13 protein-coding genes are annotated in these 18,882 nt (G+C 28.2%); 1 reads left to right on the top strand and 12 read right to left on the bottom strand.

The window, feature by feature from the left end; translation table 11 throughout:
* Positions 1–4: 4 nt before the first annotated feature.
* The 11 genes from purH to surE form a co-directional block, all read right to left on the bottom strand.
* Positions 5–1,540: a bifunctional phosphoribosylaminoimidazolecarboxamide formyltransferase/IMP cyclohydrolase gene (gene purH / locus H0H67_RS00810; RefSeq protein ID WP_185859450.1), complete on the bottom strand. Its 1,536-nt coding sequence runs from the start codon at positions 1,538–1,540 to the stop codon at positions 5–7.
* Between the two features lie 70 nt (positions 1,541–1,610).
* Positions 1,611–2,174, bottom strand: coding sequence for a formyltransferase family protein (locus tag H0H67_RS00805; RefSeq protein WP_185859449.1), 564 nt, complete (start codon positions 2,172–2,174; stop codon positions 1,611–1,613).
* Positions 2,175–2,193: 19 nt separating this feature from the next.
* A complete protein-coding gene (gene purM, locus H0H67_RS00800; RefSeq protein WP_185859448.1) occupies positions 2,194–3,177 on the bottom strand; it encodes a phosphoribosylformylglycinamidine cyclo-ligase in 984 nt (327 codons plus the stop codon).
* 12 nt (positions 3,178–3,189) lie between these two features.
* Positions 3,190–4,623 carry an amidophosphoribosyltransferase gene (gene purF / locus H0H67_RS00795; RefSeq protein WP_185859594.1) on the bottom strand — a complete coding sequence of 478 codons (1,434 nt, stop codon included), beginning with the start codon at positions 4,621–4,623 and terminating at the stop codon, positions 3,190–3,192.
* A gap of 42 nt (positions 4,624–4,665) precedes the next feature.
* Positions 4,666–5,388: a phosphoribosylaminoimidazolesuccinocarboxamide synthase gene (gene purC / locus H0H67_RS00790; RefSeq protein WP_185859593.1), complete on the bottom strand. Its 723-nt coding sequence runs from the start codon at positions 5,386–5,388 to the stop codon at positions 4,666–4,668.
* A 2-nt stretch (positions 5,389–5,390) separates the two neighbouring features.
* Positions 5,391–5,876, bottom strand: a complete 486-nt coding sequence (gene purE / locus H0H67_RS00785; protein ID WP_185859447.1) for a 5-(carboxyamino)imidazole ribonucleotide mutase — start codon at positions 5,874–5,876, stop codon at positions 5,391–5,393.
* A 19-nt stretch (positions 5,877–5,895) separates the two neighbouring features.
* The gene (locus H0H67_RS00780) at positions 5,896–9,570 is read right to left on the bottom strand and encodes a phosphoribosylformylglycinamidine synthase (RefSeq protein ID WP_185859446.1); all 3,675 of its coding nucleotides are present in this window, start codon (positions 9,568–9,570) and stop codon (positions 5,896–5,898) included.
* A gap of 26 nt (positions 9,571–9,596) precedes the next feature.
* Positions 9,597–11,033, bottom strand: a complete 1,437-nt coding sequence (purB, locus tag H0H67_RS00775; protein WP_185859445.1) for an adenylosuccinate lyase — start codon at positions 11,031–11,033, stop codon at positions 9,597–9,599.
* Between the two features lie 13 nt (positions 11,034–11,046).
* Positions 11,047–12,342, bottom strand: a complete 1,296-nt coding sequence (locus H0H67_RS00770) for an adenylosuccinate synthase (RefSeq protein ID WP_185859444.1) — start codon at positions 12,340–12,342, stop codon at positions 11,047–11,049.
* Positions 12,343–12,407: 65 nt separating this feature from the next.
* Positions 12,408–13,373, bottom strand: a complete 966-nt coding sequence (gene ruvB / locus H0H67_RS00765; RefSeq protein ID WP_185859443.1) for a Holliday junction branch migration DNA helicase RuvB — start codon at positions 13,371–13,373, stop codon at positions 12,408–12,410.
* Complete coding sequence (gene surE, locus H0H67_RS00760) at positions 13,358–14,200, bottom strand: 5'/3'-nucleotidase SurE (protein ID WP_185859442.1); 843 nt, start codon at positions 14,198–14,200, stop codon at positions 13,358–13,360. Before surE ends, ruvB begins: the two co-directional genes overlap by 16 nt.
* Before the next feature lie 65 nt (positions 14,201–14,265).
* Here surE and H0H67_RS00755 point away from each other — a divergent pair, with 65 nt between their 5' ends.
* Positions 14,266–16,380, top strand: a complete 2,115-nt coding sequence (locus tag H0H67_RS00755; protein ID WP_394366811.1) for a carboxy terminal-processing peptidase — start codon at positions 14,266–14,268, stop codon at positions 16,378–16,380.
* Here the strand turns inward: H0H67_RS00755 and gyrA are convergent.
* Positions 16,364–18,823: a DNA gyrase subunit A gene (gene gyrA, locus H0H67_RS00750; RefSeq protein WP_185859441.1), complete on the bottom strand. Its 2,460-nt coding sequence runs from the start codon at positions 18,821–18,823 to the stop codon at positions 16,364–16,366. The genes H0H67_RS00755 and gyrA overlap by 17 nt on opposite strands.
* Between the last annotated feature and the right edge of the window lie 59 nt (positions 18,824–18,882).

Raw genomic sequence — 18,882 nt, 5'->3', positions numbered from 1 at the left:
ATTCTTAATGTTTAAAATGTCTTTTCCCAGTAAAAGCCATAGCTATTCCATAATCATCACAAGCTTTTACAGATTCTTCGTCTCGCATAGATCCTCCTGGTTGGAGAATAGCACATATTCCACCTGATCGAGCCGCTTCATCTACAACATCACGAAAAGGGAAAAAAGCATCAGATACAAGAACTAAATTTTCTTTACTTTTTTCTAAAGCTCTCTCTATAGCTTGACTAGCGGCCCAAATTCTATTGGTTTGTCCTCCAGAAATTCCTAAAGTTTGTGTTCCCTTAGCTACAACAATAGCATTGGATTTCACATATTTCACTACTTTTTGAGCAAAAAATAAAGATTTTAGTTCTTGATCAGTAAATTTTTTTTTAGTAACTATTTTATAATTATCCTCATGAGGAAAAAAATAATCTGCTTCTTGCACTAATATTCCTCCATCTATTTGAACATATTCGAGTTTATTCGAAATCGGTTCATTGATACTAATAATTCTAAGATTTTTTTTTATTTTTAAAATATTCAAAACGTCTGTTTCATAACTGGGTGAAAGGACAACTTCTAGAAAAATATGATTAATCTCTTTTGCCAGTTCTTTTGTTATTGGAACATTAACAGCCATTATTCCTCCAAAGGAGGAAATAGTATCAGCATAATAAGTTTTTTGAAATGCTTCAATGATGTTCTTTCCTAACGCTACTCCACAAGGGGTGGAATGTTTTACTGTACAACAAGCAGGTTCTGAAAATTGAGAAACAACTTTCCAAGCTATATCCATATCTCTTAAATTATTAAATGACAATTTTTTACCATGTAATTGATGAAAATTCCGCATGGATCCATGATTAATCGTATTAATGTAATAAGCTGCTTTTTGATGAGGATTTTCTCCATAACGGAGATTCATTTTCTTTTCGTAAGAAGAATGTAAATAAATAGGAAATTTTTCATCCTTTTCATCCATCAAAAGATATTGAGAAATAGCAGAATCATAAGCAGAAGTAAAATTAAATACTTTTCCAGCCAATTTTTTTCTCAATTTTAATGAAGGAAATCCATAATGTTCAATTTCATTTTTTACTAATTCATAATCATTATCATCTGTAATGGCAGTGACATGTAAAAAATTTTTAGCAGCTGCACGAAGCATAGATGGTCCTCCTATGTCAATAAATTCAATCAAAGAATTTAAATGAGATTTTTTACGTATTTCTTCAAAAAATGGATAGAAGTTAACCAATACAATATCAATCAGATGAATATTGTGAAAACGAATAGATTCGAGATGTTTTTCAATCGAACGATTTGCTAGAATCCCTCCATAGATATTAGGATGAATAGTTTTTACTCTTCCATCTAAAATTTCAGGGTAAAAAGTAACATCTGATATTTCTATCACATTAGACAATCCATTTTTTATTAAATATTGGTATGTCCCCCCAGTAGAAATTATTTGATATCCTTTTTGATCTAAAAAACTAGAAAATTGAAATAGTTTTTCATTTTTTTCATAAACACTAATCAAAGCTCTTTTCATAATACATACTACTAATTTTATTTTTGAGTATAAGTAAGAATAGTGGATTTTAAATAAAGTATCTTCTTTTTCAAATACTTTTGATAGACTGAATTAATATTTCTCTTTCTATGAGAGAAACTTTTTGTGATAAAGACATTGGAGTTTCCTTTAAATAAATTTTGCATGATTTTTTCAAAATTATGTCTCCTGCATCCACGTCTTTCGTCACATAATGAACTGTGGCTCCTGATATTTTTTCCTTATTCTTAATAACTGCTTGATGCACTTTCATTCCGTACATTCCTTTTCCTCCATATTTTGGTAAAAGAGAAGGATGAATATTAATCACTTTTCCGCTCCATTTTTCACAAAATTTTGCATCAAGTATAGAAAGAAATCCAGAAAGAACTATAATATACGGAATATCTTTTACAAGTAAATTGTCTATTTCTTTAGAAAGAAATTTTTTTTTAGTCTTTTCTAAAGATATGGCTTTTATATTTTTTTTCAACGCATACTGAATTGCACTACAACATCTATCAGAAATAACTAAATTGATTCTAAAATTAGAAAGTATCCCGTTTTTAATTGCTTTTAAAATATGCTGCATATTGGTTCCTCTTCCAGAAACTAAAATAGCAATTTTTTTCATTGTGTATGAAAAATATTTTTTATTTCAAAAATACTATTTTATTTCCTTTCACAATACTGCCAAAAACAAAAGGTTTTTCTCCTAAAAAACGGAGTCTATCTAGAATAGAATATTTTTCCTTCAAAGAAACTATTATAATCATTCCTACTCCCATATTAAAAGTATTCCACATTTCTTGATCAGATAAATTTCCTTTTTTTCGAATATAATTAAAAACAGGTTGAATAGGAATTTTTTCTTTTTCGATTATAGCTGATAAGTTTTCCGGAAGAATTCTAGATAAATTTTCTGATATTCCTCCTCCAGTAATATGAGCTAATCCGTGAATCATAAATTCTTTTAATAAAATATGAATAGTAAAATGATAAATTCTAGTTGGAATCAAAAGGGTTTCATAAAATGGTTTTTCTTGAAAAAATTTCACAAAATCTTCTGTAGAAAAAATATTTCTAATTAAAGAAAAACCATTACTATGTACACCAGACGAAGGGAGTCCTATTAAAATATCTCCCTCCTGAATCAATTTTTTCCCATCTATAAGATGATCTTTTTCTACAATACCTACACAGAATCCAGCAATATCATAATCATTTTCTTGATAAATTCCAGGCATTTCTGCAGTTTCTCCTCCAATAAGACAGGTATTAGTTCTTTTGCAAGAAACAGCTATTCCTTGTATAATTTTTTCTACAATAGAAGAATCTAGTTTTCCACAAGCTAAATAGTCTAAAAAAAATAAAGGAGCAGCTCCATGACATAAAACATCATTTGCGCACATTGCAAAGCAATCTTCTCCAATTAAAGAATATTTTTTGTAATCGATAGCTAAACGCAATTTTGTTCCAACTCCATCAACTCCAGATACTAAAATAGGTTTTTGATATCCACATTCATATATTTTATAAAATCCAGAAAAATGATCTAACGTACTCATAACCCTATTGTTATAAGTTTTTTTTAAAATTTTATTAATTTTGCATATGGTGATATTGCTTTCTTTCATAATTTATTATATTCATTTTTTTTTAACCGGATAGTTTCCCGTAAAACAACCAAAACAATAATGAATTCCGCCAAGAATGTCTATCAGATTAGCCATGCTTAAGAATTCTAAACTATCTACATCTAGAATTTTTGCTATACTTTTTTGATCAATATGATTGTATGAAATGAGATCTTTTTTACTTGGAGTATCTACTCCTAAATAGCATGGAGCTATGATAGGAGGAGAAGCACTTCTGAAATGAATTTCTTTTGCTCCTGCTTTTCTTAAAATATAAACTAATCTTCGACTAGTAGTTCCACGAACTATAGAATCATCAATAATAACAATACGTTTTTCTTTTATTTCATCCAATATAGGATTTAATTTTAAGTTTACCATTTTTTCACGCATATCCTGTTTAGGTAGAATAAAAGACCTACCAATATATTTATTTTTCACCAAAATAGGTTTGAAAGGAATTCCAGATGCTTTAGAGTAACCAATAGCAGCTGGAACTCCTGAATCTGGAACACCAATAACTACATCTGCTTCTACTGGGTGTTGTTCATAAAGTTTTTCTCCACTTTTTTCACGAATTTCATACACATTTATATTTTCAATTAAAGAATCAGGACGAGAAAAATAAATATACTCGAAAGAACATATTCTTTTTTTTGTATATTTCTTTTCTTTTAGCATAGAAAATCGAATTGATTTTTGATCTACAATAACAATTTCTCCTGGGAATAAATCTCTTACATAAAATCCCCCTACAGAATCTATTCCACAAGTTTCAGAACTAAAAATATAAGTTTCTTCATTCAGCATTCCATAACACAAAGGACGTATCCCATTTGGATCTCGAAATGCCGCCATTTTATTATCCATAAGTACTATGACAGAATAAGCTCCTATAATATCTAGAGTTGTTTTTTGAATAGCTTTTTCTAAATTATTATTAGATTCCAATAAATATTTTTGAATGAGACGTAATATTACTTCAGAATCAGAGTATTCAGATATAAAATGGACTCCTTCAAATTCTAATTTTTTACGTATCTCTTGAGCATTGACTAAATTTCCATTGTGGACTATGGATATAATACTCCTTCCATCGGAATCTTCTCCAAAAAAAGGTTGAATATTTTTTTTGCTTTGTCCTCCTTCTGTAGAATAACGTGTATGCCCAATAACAGCATTACCGTGATAACATTTGGAATTTGAAATATTTCTAAAAAAATCTAAAACAAGACCTTCATTTTTATGAGATATAATAAATCCATCTCGCAAAACAGAAAAACCACAAGCTTCTTGTCCTCTATGTTGCAATGCAAATAAACCAAATTGAATTAAAGAAAAGGTGTCTACTTTATGAGGAGAATAAATCCCAAAAACACCACATTCATCATGAAACTTATCAGTATAACTATTTTTCAGAATTGAATGGAATAATTGAGATATCATCTTTTTGGAAAAAGAATATCTTTGCCCCATTATTTTAATGGATTATCTTACATTTAACCTTTTTAATATTTCCATATAAATGTCAAGTACCTCTTCCTTTAATCCAATTCTAAATGGATCTTTATCTAACTTTTTCATTGTTTTTCTGTCCCAAAAACGACAGGTATCAGGACTAATTTCATCAGAAAGTAAAATCTGATTCTTATGATCTTTACCAAATTCTACTTTAAAATCTACCAATATAATATTTTTATCTAAAAAATATTTTTTGAGAATATTATTCACATTTGATATAATACGATAAATAAAATTGAGTTCTTCATAAGAAACAATTCCCAAGAATACTGCGTGATGATCATTAATAAATGGATCTTTTAATTTATCATTTTTATAAAAAATCTCGAAAATAGGATTCAATAAACGAATTCCTTCTTGAATATTTAAACGTTTAGACATGCTTCCTGCTGCAATATTGCGAACAACAAATTCTAAAGGAATTATATTTACTTTATGGCATAATTGTTCCCGATTATTAATTTTTCGTATAAAATGAGTTTTAATTCCACAGGAATTTATAAATTTAAATATTAATGTACTTATTTCATTATTTAAAATTCCTTTGTCTTGCAAAAATTGATTCTTCAATCCATCCAAAGCAGTTATACTATCTTTATAATGAATTAGTACTTCAAGTGGATTATTAGTGGTATATATTTTTTTTGTTTTCCCTTCTAATGAAAGATTTTTTTTAATTATGAGACTCATCATCACAAATATTGCTCTATTTCATTTACCAGTTTTTTTCTTATTTCCATTCTGAATTTTAGCAAAGATTTTTTGAGATCTTTATTTTTTATAGCCAAAATATGAATAGCCAATAAAGCTGCATTATAAGAATTATTTATTCCTACTGTAGCAACAGGCACATCTTTTGGCATTTGCACCATAGAAAAAAGAGAATCTATTCCTCCTAATAATCCATTATCGCAATGATAAATAGGGACTCCTATAACGGGTAATATAGTTTTCGAAGATATAATTCCAGGTAAATGAGCGGATAACCCAGCTCCTGCAATAATTAAATCTGTTCCTTCAGATTCTATTTTTTTTATGATATTTGATAAAATATCAGGCAGTCTATGTGCGGAAATAACATAAGATGTATAATTTACATTAAATCTTTTTAGTATTTCAGCTGCTGCTTTCATAGTTGGTTTATCGGAAACACTTCCAATAAGTATAGCCACTTTCATATAATATTATATGATTTATTTATAAAAAATATTGTATTGCATTTTTAAAAATCGAATGTTCATGAACATTAGGTATATTTCTTAATAATCCATGATCATAACGTTCTGGATGAGTCATTCTTCCATAAATTTTTCCATCTTCACTTAATAATCCTTCTACAGCGGAAACAGATCCATTGGGATTATATAATCTTTCCAAACTAGGATTTCCTTCCAAATCTACATACTGTGTTGCGATTTGATTTTTTCGAAATAAAATATTTGTTATTTCTTTGCTTGCATAAAATCGACCTTCACTATGAGATATGGGAAGAGTATATATTCTATTTTTCATCCCATTTAACCATGGAGATTGATCAGAAATCACTTTTATATGAACACACTGAGATATATGTTTTTCTATTTTATTATAAGTAAGCGTAGGAGATTTATAATTCCTCAAGCAAACTTTACCATAAGGTAATAATCCAGATTTTATCAATCCCTGAAATCCGTTACAAATACCTAATATCAATCCATCTTTATCAAGAAAACGTTTAATAGCATCCTTGATGTATGGATTATGTAATATAGATACAATAAATTTAGCAGCCCCATCCGGTTCATCTCCAGCACTAAATCCACCACAAAGCATAAATATTTGTACAGATTCTATCTGTTTTTTAATTTGAAAAATAGATTCAATAATATCTTGGTCATTCAAGTTTTTAAATACAAAAGTGTTTACTATAGATCCCTCTTTTTCAAATGCACGAATAGATTCAAATTCACTATTTGTTCCAGGAAATATGGGAATGAATACACGTGGTTTCCCTTTTTTTTTAAATTTACATTTCCACACTATAGGATTACATTTTTTTTCTTTTTTAGTTGTCTTTTCTACTTTTTTAAAATTTGTTTTAACTTCACTAGAAGAAAAAATAGGAGTCAAAGTTTTTCCCCAATTTTTTATAGATTCGTTTAGATCAATAGATATTCCATTAAAATTTAATGATTTAGAGGAAACTATTTCTCCTATTAGAACAAAATTATCTGAAATTGGAGATGAAGATTCTACAATTAAGGAACCTATGCTCATTTCAAGCAAATGCTCTTGACAATTTATAACTACTCCTAAACGATTTCCAAATGCCATTTTTGCAATAGCAACAGAAACACCTCCATCTTTCACTGTTTTTACTGAAACAATTTTTCCTGAACGAATTCCCTCATAAACCTCTTTATAGGCCTTTTTAATAGAATCAAAATCGGGCATTTCATTTTTTAATGAATGATGATAATATAAATAAATTTTATTTCCTATTTTTTTAAATTCAGGAGAAATAACATTTAAACATGAACCAGTAGAAACGCCAAAAGCAATGAATGTCGGAGGGACATGTATATTTTTATATGTTCCGGACATGGAATCTTTTCCTCCAATAGAAACTAATCCTAAGGACATCTGAGCATGATAAGCTCCCAATAAAGCAGAGAAGGGTTTCCCCCAATTTTTCGGATCATTTCCTAATTTTTGATAATATTCTTGAAAACTAAAATAGGTATTTTGGTAATCGCCTCCCATAGAAACAATTTTAGAAATACATTCCACAATTGCATAAGCCCCTCCATGAAGAGGACTCCAAGAAGAAATTTCAGGATGAAACCCCCAAGAAGCTAAACTAACTGTATTTGTAGTTCCTTTAAAAACAGGAATTTTATGAACACTTCCTTCAGAAGGTGTCATTTGGTATTTTCCTCCAAAAGGCATTAAAACTGTAGTAGCACCTACAGTACTGTCAAACATTTCTACCAAATTTTTTTGAGAAGCTATATTTAATTTAGAAAGAGTATCCAAAAATATTTTTTTACTAAATAAAAATTCTTTTGATTTTTTAAAAGGAGAAATAGAAGTAGGAGAACTCACATAAACAGATTGCTCTTTATACCCAACTCTTGTATTCATAAAAGAACTTTTTACATTAAAAATTTCTTTTCCTTTGTAATAAAAAATAATTCTTTGATTATCAGTAATATAAGCAATTAATGTAGACATTATATTTTCTTCACTGGCCAAATGAATGAATTTTTTAACATCTTTGGAATCTAATACCACAGCCATACGTTCTTGAGATTCTGAAAGAGCGATTTCAACAGCTCCCATTTCCTCATTTTTGGGGATTTTATCTAAATAAAGAACCAAACTATCGCTTAATTCTCCTATAGCAACAGCAGCTCCTCCCGCTCCAAAATCATTACATCTTTTGATCATAGATATGACCTCTTTTTTTCTAAAAAATCTTTGAATTTTTCTTTCTGTTATTGGATTTCCTTTTTGTCCTCGTTGTATCTTATTTTTGAAATCTGTATCATATTCTTTAGAAGAATCAGTAGCTCCTCCTATTCCTTCCTTTCCTGTTAATGCTCCAACTAATAAAATAACATCTCCTTTTTTTGGTTCTTTTTGCTTGATAAAGTCAACGGGAACTGCTCCAATAACCATTCCAATCTCCATTCTTTTAGCTCTATATCCTTCATGATAAATCTCATTAACATGAGTTGTTGCTAATCCTACTTGATTTCCATAAGAACTATAACCATAAGCTGATTCAAAACAGATTTTATGTTGTGGAAACTTTCCATTAAGAGTTTTTGAATTTGTAGGATCAGCAGCTCCACTTAACCTTAGTCCTTGATAAACAAAAGCTCTTCCAGATAATGGATCTCTAATTGCCCCTCCTATACAAGTGGAAGCTCCACCAAAAGGATCAATTTCAGTAGGATGATTGTGTGTTTCATTTTTAAATAATAAATACCATTTTTCTTTTTTATTACTACCTATGATATCTACATCTATCATAATGATACACGCATTATGTTCATGAGATAAAACATAATTTTTTAATTTTCCCTTTTGATAAAAAATTGTAGCAGGAAGACTAGATAAGTCCATTAAATTGATAGGATCTTTTGATCTTCCTATTGAATCTCTGTCTTTTAAATATTTATTAAAAATACTTTGATATGTATTTTTGAATGAACCACCAAAAGATATATTTACTAGGCTAGTATAAAATGTTTTGTGTCTACAATGATCTGACCAATAAACATCCAATATACTAAATTCTGCTTTTTTTGGATTTCTTTTTTCTTTAATGAAATACTTCTGTATGAACAATAAATCATTTATATCTATGGATAAATTACAAGTATTATGAAATTTATTCATTTCTTCAATAGAAAAATCTATGAAATTATCCACAATTTGAATATCATTTTTTTTTATATCTGGTTTATCAAAACTTAAATCTGAGTTGATATAATATTCTTTAATTTTATGAAAATCTTTATCTTGATTTATTCCAATAAACTCAATCAATTGACCAGTTTTGACAAAAACAGTATTCGATTTAGGATCTAAAATTTTTATGCATTGCATAGCTGCATTTGCACGATCATCATACTTTTTCGTAAATTTTTCTATATAATATGGATTCTCAAAATCCATTTTTTCATGTAAAATATCTGTTACAGGATCTACAAAAATTTTTAACAAACTTTCTAAGAAAAGTTCTTGACTTATGTGAAAAATGTCATATATATAATAAACAACTACCTTAGATAATGAAATATCCATATTTTTCAATTCTTGATATAATTTTCTAGAATCAATATCAAAGGGAATTTTTTTTTGTATATAAATTCTGAAATTCATTATTTTACAAAATAGATGTATGTGTATTAAACTTGTCTATCCATATTAGATATATCAGAATCAATTAAATAATGAAATCGATTCAATATTGGATTCACTTCTTTATCAAGAAATTCCAAAGTTTGATCTGAAGAAAATCCTATAAAATTTTTTGGATTTAGTATTTGGTTCATTTTTTCTTTATGAATTGGTATTTTTTTGTCATGCAAAAGACGTTGAACAAAATCATTTTCTTTTCCTTCTAATTTTATTTTCGAATTTGTTTCCATAGAATGAATTCGTATTCTCTCATGAATTTCTTGTCTATCTGCTCCATTTTTTACACATTCTACAATGATGTATTCAGTAATTAAAAATGGAAGTTCATCTTGAATGTGCTTTTCAATGATTTTAGGATATACAATAATGTTTTCTAATATATTATTCCAAATCATCAAAATAGCATCTGTAGCTAAAAATGATTGTCCTATAACTAGTCTTCTGTTAGCAGAATCATCTAAAGTACGTTCTAACCATTGAGTAGCTGCAACCATAGCTGAACTATTGGATAAAGAAATAACATATTTTGCTAAAGAAGCCATTCGTTCACTTCGTATAGGATTACGTTTATAAGCCATAGCACTAGATCCAATTTGATCTTTATCAAAAGGTTCTTCCATTTCTTTTAAATTTTGTAGTAAACGCAAATCATTACTAAACTTGTGAGAAGATTGAGAAATATTGGATAATAAGTTCAAAACTTGTGCATCGACCTTTCTATCGTAAGTTTGTCCTGTAATCGGAAACACATTTTTGAATCCAAATTTATTGGATATTTTTTTTTCTAAATATTTTACTTTTTGTAAATCTCCATGAAATAATTCTTTGAAGCTATCAGCCGATCCAACAGTTCCTTTCACTCCTCTAAAATGAATATTTTTTAACCTAAATTCTAATTCTTCTAGATCTAGAAGTAAACTTTGTATCCACAAAGCAGAACGTTTTCCTACAGTAGTTAACTGAGCCGGTTGATAATGTGTGAAAGCTAAAGTAGGAAGATTATGGTATTCTAAAGAAAAATTCCTAATACGAAAAATGACATTAATTAATTTTTTAAGTAAAATATCCAATCCATCACGAATCAAAATAAGATCTGTATTATCTCCTAAAAACGCACTTGTAGCGCCTAAATGAATAATAGGTTTCGCTTTAATAGCCTTCTCTCCAAAAGCGTACAAATGTGCCATAACATCATGACGAAATTTTTTTTCATAAAAAGAAACCCTATCCCAATCAATATCAAATAAATGATTTTTCAAATCATGAATTTGTTCATCGCTAATATTTAATCCTATTTCTTTTTGTATTTCTGCTAAATACAACCATAATTTTCTCCAAGTAGTAAATTTTTTTTTTGGAGAAAAATTATATAACATTTCTTTGCTACTATATCGTTCGACTAAAGGATTTTTATATTCTTTCACAAAAAAATATTTTTTAATAAAAAATTTTAAAAAATGAATATTTATTTTTAATAATGTTCTGATTTCTTTCAGAACCTACAGAAATTAATAATACTTCTAAATTTAGATAATTCTCAATAAATTTAATGTATTTCTTACAATTATCCGGTAAATCTTCATATTCTCGAATGTGAGATATGTTTTTTTTCCAACCAGGAAAATCTACATAAACACCCTTCATATTTTTTTCTATATTTGCTGGAAAAAGTTTTATCCCTTTTCCATTATATTTGTATTCTACACATACTTTAATAACTTCTAATTCACTTAATATATCTAATTTAGTGATAATCAAATGATTAATACCATTAATCATACAAGAATACTTAAGAGCTATTAAATCCAACCATCCACATCGTCTTGGACGTTTTGTTGTCGCTCCATATTCATTTCCTTTTTGACGTATTACATGACCTATTTCGCTCTTAATTTCTGTCGGAAAAGGACCAAATCCTACACGTGTACAATATGCTTTTGCTACTCCTATAAAATTTCCTAAAAAATTAGGAGGAACTCCAGATCCTATGCATACACCTCCTGTGGAAGTAGAAGAAGTAGTTACATATGGATATGTTCCATAGTTAATATCCAATAACATCGCTTGAGCTCCTTCAAAAAGAATTTTTTTTTCATTATGAAAAGCATCATGAATTTCATGAACAGCATCTATGATTCGATTAGAAAGAACTTTTGCATATTCTATATATTCTTCATAAATAGATTCAAAAACAATAGGTTTTTTTTTATAAACTTTTGTAATAATCTCATTTTTGAAATCTATATTATATTTTAGTTTTTGATAAAAATTATTAAAATTTAAAAAATCTAATACACGTATTCCCATACGTCCTGTTTTATCTTCATAAGTCGGTCCTATTCCACGATGTGTCGTTCCAATAGACTGATCAGATAATGCCTCTTCTTTATATTGATCTATCAAACGATGATAAGGCATAGTTACGTGTGCTCTCTTTGCTAAAAAGACTTTGGATGTGTCAATATTCATTGATTCTAAATCCTGTATTTCTTTAATAAAAGATTTAGGATCAACAACCACTCCAGGTCCAACTATACATTTTACATTAGAATAAATAACTCCAGAAGGAATTAAATGAAGAATAAAATAATGATTCTTAACATGAATAGAATGACCTGAATTATTCCCTCCCTGATAACGGATTACATAATCTGAATTTTTAGAAAGTAAATCTGTGATTTTTCCTTTTCCCTCGTCACCCCATTGGAGACCAACAATAACATTTGAAGGCATGACTTTTATACATTTTGATAGTTTTCAACAAAGTTAATTTTTATAAGCAGATAATAAAAAATATTTCATTTTTTTTTTAGATTTTGTTTTAAATGTTGATACGCTAATTTTGTAGCTTTTCTTCCTCTAGGTGTTCTAATTAAGTATCCTTCTTTGATAAGAAAAGGTTCATAAACTTCTTCTATCGTATCTGAATTTTCGCTAACAGCTGTCGCTATAGTATTAATTCCAACAGGTCCTCCTTTAAAATGATCTATAATAGATAAAAGGATTCTGTTATCCATTTCGTCCAATCCATTTTTATCTACATTAAGAGATTGTAATCCTAAATTACATATATTGAGATCAATAGTCCCATTTCCTTTTATTTGTGCAAAATCGCGAATTCTACGAAGTAAAGCGTTAGCTATACGTGGAGTCCCTCTACTTCTATTAGCTATTTCATAAGAAGCTTCTTCCGTAATTGGAATATTTAGTATTCTTGCACTTCTATTTACAATATTTTTCAATAATTTCTTTTCATAATAACCAAGACGGAAATTGATACCGAATCTAGATCGCATAGGTGCTGTAAGCAATCCAGATCTGGTAGTTGCACCTATTAAAGTAAAAGGAGATAAATCTATTTGTACTGATCTAGCGTTAGATCCAGAATCTATAATAATATCTATTTTGTAATTTTCCATAGCCGAATACAAATATTCTTCAACTATTGGAGAAAGACGATGAATTTCATCAATAAAAATGACGTCATTTAATTTTAAATGAATTAGTAATCCAGCTAAATCTCCTGGTTTATCTAAAACAGATCCTGAAGTAACAGTAAGATTAACACATAATTCATTAGCTACAATATGAGCAAGTGTTGTTTTTCCCAATCCTGGAGGCCCATGAAACAAAATATGATCTAAAGCGTCTTTTCTTTTTTTAGCGGCCAAAATAAAAATCTTTAAATTTTCCAATATATCATGTTGTCCAACAAAATCTTTAATTTTTTTTGGATTTAAAGATTCTTCTAAAAAAGATGACACTGGCTATATATTTTAATGTTCATATTCAAAATGATATGGATCCAAAAGAATAATATAAAATTCCAGGATTTTAAAATATTTAATATAGGATAATTTGTTAAATCAAATTGAATAGGAACAATAGAAACATATCCGTTTTTTAATGCCCATTCGTCTGTATCTATTTTTTCATCAAGATTAACAAAATCGCCTACTAACCAATAATAAGTTCTTCCTTTTGGATTAGATCGTTTATCAAAACTTTCTTTCCATTTAGATCCTGCTTGTCTACATATTTTAATTCCTTTGATTTGTTCTTTTTTCAAATTTGGAATATTAACATTCAGACTAATTATTTTTTCTGGAATAGGATTATAAAGTATTTTTTTGACAATTCTATAAACATATTTTTTTGATGGTTCAAAATCAGCATTCCAATCAAAATCCAAAAGAGAAAATCCTATAGATGGAATTCCTTCTATACTAGCTTCAATAACAGCGGAAATTGTCCCAGAATACATGATATTTATAGAAGAATTTGATCCATGGTTAATTCCTGATACACAAATATCAGGCTTTCTTGGAAGAATTTTATTAATAGCTAATTTTACACAATCTACCGGTGTCCCTGAACATTCCCATTCTTTTTGATTTCCATTATCTATTTTTACAGAATCGCAGTACAACACAGTATCCATAGTTATGGCATGTCCCACTCCAGATTGAGGCTTATTTGGAGCAACAACATACACGTCTCCTAAAAGATTCATAGCATGAATAAGTGCTCTAATACCTGGAGCTATAATACCATCATCATTTGTAACTAAAATAATTGGTTTTTTATTCATTTTTTTACAGAAAAAAGATATTTATATAATAATTTTACTACTATTTATCAAACAAAAACATAATTGTGATTTCTAAAATCAAACAACTTAAGTACATAATAATTGGTTTCATTTTCATTTTTTTATTGAGTTTTTGTTCTCCTAATGGAGAACAAGAAAAAAATCATTTAATACTCAAAACAATATATAAAACACTTCACTTTTTGCATCCAAATCCCATTTCTATTAATAATGATTTTTCACAAAAAGTATATAATAAATATTTTGAAAAATTAGACAATCAAAAACGTTTTTTTATGCAAAAAGATATAGAAGATTTGTCTTTGTATAAAAATAAAATAGATGATTTTTGGATTCATGGAGATACTACGTTTTTCAATATTATTATCAAGCGTTTTTATCAAAGAATAAAAGAAGTGGAATCCATATGTTTTCAAATATTAAAAAAACCTTTTGATTTTAATAAAGAAGAAATGTATTTTATTGGAGTAAATGATATTTATTATCCAAAAAATCATCAAGAATGGATTGAAAAATGGAGAAAATATTTAAAATATTTGACTTTACTAGAAATTATAACTTCTATCAACCAAAAAAAATTAAAGATTTCGAAACAAAAAATTTGGAAAAATGCATTTCTTCATGAAGAGAAAATATCTAGAAAAAAAGTGGAAGAATATATTCTGGAATATTTAAGAAAATTAAAAAGAAAAAAAGAATTTGACTGGTTTTCTATGTATGTAAATACTATAACTTCCCAATATGACCCTCATACTCGTTATTTATCTCCTAAAGAAAAAGAAATTTTTGATTTAAACATATCTGGACAAACAGAAGGAATAGGGGTTGAGTTACAAGATGATAAGGGATACCCTACTGTTGTTAAACTTATTGTTGGTGCTCCAGCATGGAAAAGCAAAAAAATAGAAGTAGGAGATAAAATTATACGAGTAGCAAAAGATATCAATTCTGAGTTTCAAAATATTGTAGGTTTATTATTGGAAAATTCAATTCGTTTGATTAGAGGAAAAAAAGGAAGCAAAGTCAAATTAACTCTTCAAAAAAAGAATGGTTCTATAGAAGAAATAATCTTAACCAGAGATGTTATAGAGAAGAAAGAAATTTTTGCAAAAAGTGCTATGATATTGGATAAAAATGAAAATAAATATGGGTTGATCTATTTGCCTGAATTTTATTTTAATCCTGAAAACAAAAATGGAAGAAATGCAGCTAAAGATATGAAAAAAATTATTCAAAAATTAAAAAAGGAAAATATAAAAGGTCTCATTATAGATATCAGAAATAATGGAGGAGGTTCTTTAGATACTGTAATAGAAATTGCTGGTTTTTTTTTGGGAAAAGTCCCCATAGTACAAATAGGTCAATCTCATAAGAAAAAAAAGATATTAATAAATAATCATGAAGAAATCCTATGGACAGGTCCACTTGTAGTTCTTGTTAATGAACTATCAGCGTCTGCTTCTGAAATTCTTGCAGCAGCTATAGCTGATTATAAAAGAGGAATTATTGTTGGTAGTTCTCAAACATATGGAAAAGGAACAGTTCAAACTATTTATCCATTAAATCGATTTTTCTTTTCCAATAAAGAATTTGGAGCTTTAAAATTTACCATTAACAAATTTTACCGTGTAAATGGAAGTTCGACTCAATTAAAAGGAGTTAATTCAGATATAGTGATCCCGAGTGATATAAGTAATATATCTTTAAAACTTATGGAAAAAAATCAACCCAATTCTATGAAATGGGATAATGTAGATCCCATTTCTTTTCACTATTGGAATCAAAATAAAATAAATAACTTAGAAAATGTCAAGCTTAAAAGCATTAACCGTTTGAATAAAAATAAGAATTTAACGAATATTAATAAAACTATACAATTATTAGAAAAAAATTTTTCAAAAAAGAAACAGTTTTCTTTAAACTGGAAAAAATTCTATTTTGAGAATAAAAAAATAAAAAAAAGAAATGAAAATTTTCAGAAACTAAAAAATTATTTGAATATATATGGATTACGAGCTTTTCCTCCTTCTTATAAAATTATTTTAAATGAAAAAGAATCAGAAATGAAAGAACAACAAGAATGGAAAAAAAATTTGATAAAAGATTTTTTAGTCTCAGAATGTGTTAATATTTTGCGTGATTTTAATGAAACCCCATAATAGGTTTATAAACTTTTGCTACATCAGCTATAGCATCGTTTTCTTTTAAGTTAATTAATCTAACACCTTGAGTCGTTCTTCCCATAACTCTTATGTCTGACACAGGTATACGTATAATAATTCCTGATTTTTTAATGATCATCAAATCATCTTGATCGGTAACATGTTTGATAGCAATTAAATCACCTGTTTTTTGAGTAATATTTATTGTTTTTATTCCTTTTCCACCACGATTAGTTATACGATAATTTTTTAGATGGGACCTTTTTCCAAATCCTTTTTCAGAAACTACCAACAAATGTGCTTTTTCTTTTCCATCCACACATATCATTCCAATCACTATATCAGTCTTAACTGTAAAATTAATTCCTATTACTCCAGAAGAAGTTCTTCCAGTTGATCTTACTTTCTTTTCTGAAAAACGAATAATTCTTCCACTTTTTACAGCAATAAAAACATGACTATCTCCTTTGGTTAAAATAGCTTCTAATAAAGAATCTCCTTTACGAATTACGATGGCATTAATTCCATCTTTTCTGGGTCTAGAATAATTTTCTAAAGATGTTTTTTTAATAAAACCTTTTTGAGTAACCATCATTACATAATAATCTTTAACGTACTCTTTATTGGTAAGATCTCCCGTTAATATATAGGCATTAACTTTATCATCTTGTTGAAGACGAATAATATTTTGAATTGCTCTTCCTTTAGAAATTTTGGATCCTTCTGGAATTTCATATACTCTTAACCAAAAACATTTTCCTTTTTCTGTAAAAAAAAGCAGATACTGATGATTCGTTGCTATAAGTAAATGTTTAAAAAAGTCAGATTCTCTGGCTGTAGCTCCTCTATTTCCTACCCCACCCCTTCCTTGACGTTTGTATTCTGATAAAGAAGTTCTCTTGATATAACCAGCATGGGAAATAGTAAGAACCACTTGTTCGTTTTCAATTAAATCTTCTATATGTACTTTATTACCTGAATAATCAATCTGTGTTCTACGTGAATCTTGATATTTTTTTTTGATATCTAAAAGTTCTTCTTTGATAATTTTGGTTCTTATAGAAGATTGAACCAAAACATTTTGAAAAAATTCTATTCTTTTTACAAGTTCGTCATATTCTTTTTTCAGTTTTTCTAGCTCTAAAGAGGTAAGATTTTGTAAACGCATATCTAAAACAGATTTAGATTGATCTTCTGATATTTTAAATCTTTTAATCAATGTATAACAAGCATCATGATGATTTTTAGATTTTTTAATCAGTTGGATCATCAGATCCAAATGATCTAATATTTTAAAAAATCCTATCAATATATGAACACGATTTTTCCATTTTTCTAATTCGTATTTAGTACGACGAATAATAACATCATGTCGATGTTCTACAAAATGTTGAATAAGATCCTTTATATTTAATTGAAGAGGTTTCCCATTAACTAAAGCTATAGTATTGACATTGAAATAAATTTGTAGAGAAGTATATTGAAATAATTTATTCAATATAATGTGAGGGTTTGTATTCTGCTTAAGAATATAAACAATACGCAATCCATTTCTATCCGATTCATCACGAATTTGATAGATCCCTTCCATTTTACCTTCTTTCATTAATCCTACAGTCTTAGTTATCATATCAGCTTTATTTACTTGATAAGGAATTTCATCTACTACAATACATTGTCTCCCCTGAATTTCTTCTAAATGAACTTTTGCACGCAAAACAATACGCCCTTTTCCGGTTTGAAAAGCATTTTTAACTCCATCGTATCCATAAATGATTCCTCCTGTCGGAAAATCCGGAGCTTTAATGTATTTCATAATCTGTTCTACAGATAAATTATTGTTATTGTCTATATAAGCACAAATAGCATTTATAGTTTCTTTTAAATTATGAGGAGGAATATTAGTAGCCATTCCAACTGCAATACCAGAAGATCCATTGATCAAAAGATTAGGGATCCGTGTAGGCAAAACTGTTGGCTCCTCTAAAGAATCATCAAAATTAAATTGCATATCTACTGTTTTTTTCTTGATATCCAATAACATTTCTTCAGATATTTGTTTCATTCTGACTTCTGTATAACGCATAGCTGCAGGAGGATCTGCATCTAATGAACCAAAATTCCCCTGTCCATCTATTAATGGATAACGAAGAGTCCATTTTTGAGCCATACGAACCATTGTATCGTAAACCGAAACATCTCCGTGTGGATGATACTTTCCTAAAACTTCTCCAACAATACGAGCCGATTTTTTATAGGAACTATTAGATAAAATTCCTAATCTATACATCCCATAAAGGACTCTTCTATGTACAGGTTTTAATCCATCTCTTGCATCAGGAAGAGCTCTAGACACAATAACAGACATAGAATAATCTATATAAGATGATTTCATTTCATCTTCGATATTGATGGGAACTAATTTTTCTTTTTCACTCATTTTTTATGAGATTTACTTAATTTTAATATAAAGAATATTAATAAATTAATAAAAAATGT

It is taken from the genome of Blattabacterium cuenoti, from assembly GCF_014251575.1.
Classification (GTDB): domain Bacteria; phylum Bacteroidota; class Bacteroidia; order Flavobacteriales; family Blattabacteriaceae; genus Blattabacterium; species Blattabacterium cuenoti_N.
This window is presented reverse-complemented; position numbering and strand designations above follow the sequence as displayed.

Coding starts and splice junctions, on each gene's coding strand:
- purH (WP_185859450.1), bottom strand. CDS start 1,540: ATGAAAAGAGCTTTGATTAGTGTTTATGAAAAAAATGAAAAACTATTT.
- H0H67_RS00805 (WP_185859449.1), bottom strand. CDS start 2,174: ATGAAAAAAATTGCTATTTTAGTTTCTGGAAGAGGAACCAATATGCAG.
- purM (WP_185859448.1), bottom strand. CDS start 3,177: ATGAAAGAAAGCAATATCACCATATGCAAAATTAATAAAATTTTAAAA.
- purF (WP_185859594.1), bottom strand. CDS start 4,623: ATGATATCTCAATTATTCCATTCAATTCTGAAAAATAGTTATACTGAT.
- purC (WP_185859593.1), bottom strand. CDS start 5,388: ATGAGTCTCATAATTAAAAAAAATCTTTCATTAGAAGGGAAAACAAAA.
- purE (WP_185859447.1), bottom strand. CDS start 5,876: ATGAAAGTGGCTATACTTATTGGAAGTGTTTCCGATAAACCAACTATG.
- H0H67_RS00780 (WP_185859446.1), bottom strand. CDS start 9,570: ATGAATTTCAGAATTTATATACAAAAAAAAATTCCCTTTGATATTGAT.
- H0H67_RS00770 (WP_185859444.1), bottom strand. CDS start 12,342: ATGCCTTCAAATGTTATTGTTGGTCTCCAATGGGGTGACGAGGGAAAA.
- surE (WP_185859442.1), bottom strand. CDS start 14,200: ATGAATAAAAAACCAATTATTTTAGTTACAAATGATGATGGTATTATA.
- gyrA (WP_185859441.1), bottom strand. CDS start 18,823: ATGAGTGAAAAAGAAAAATTAGTTCCCATCAATATCGAAGATGAAATG.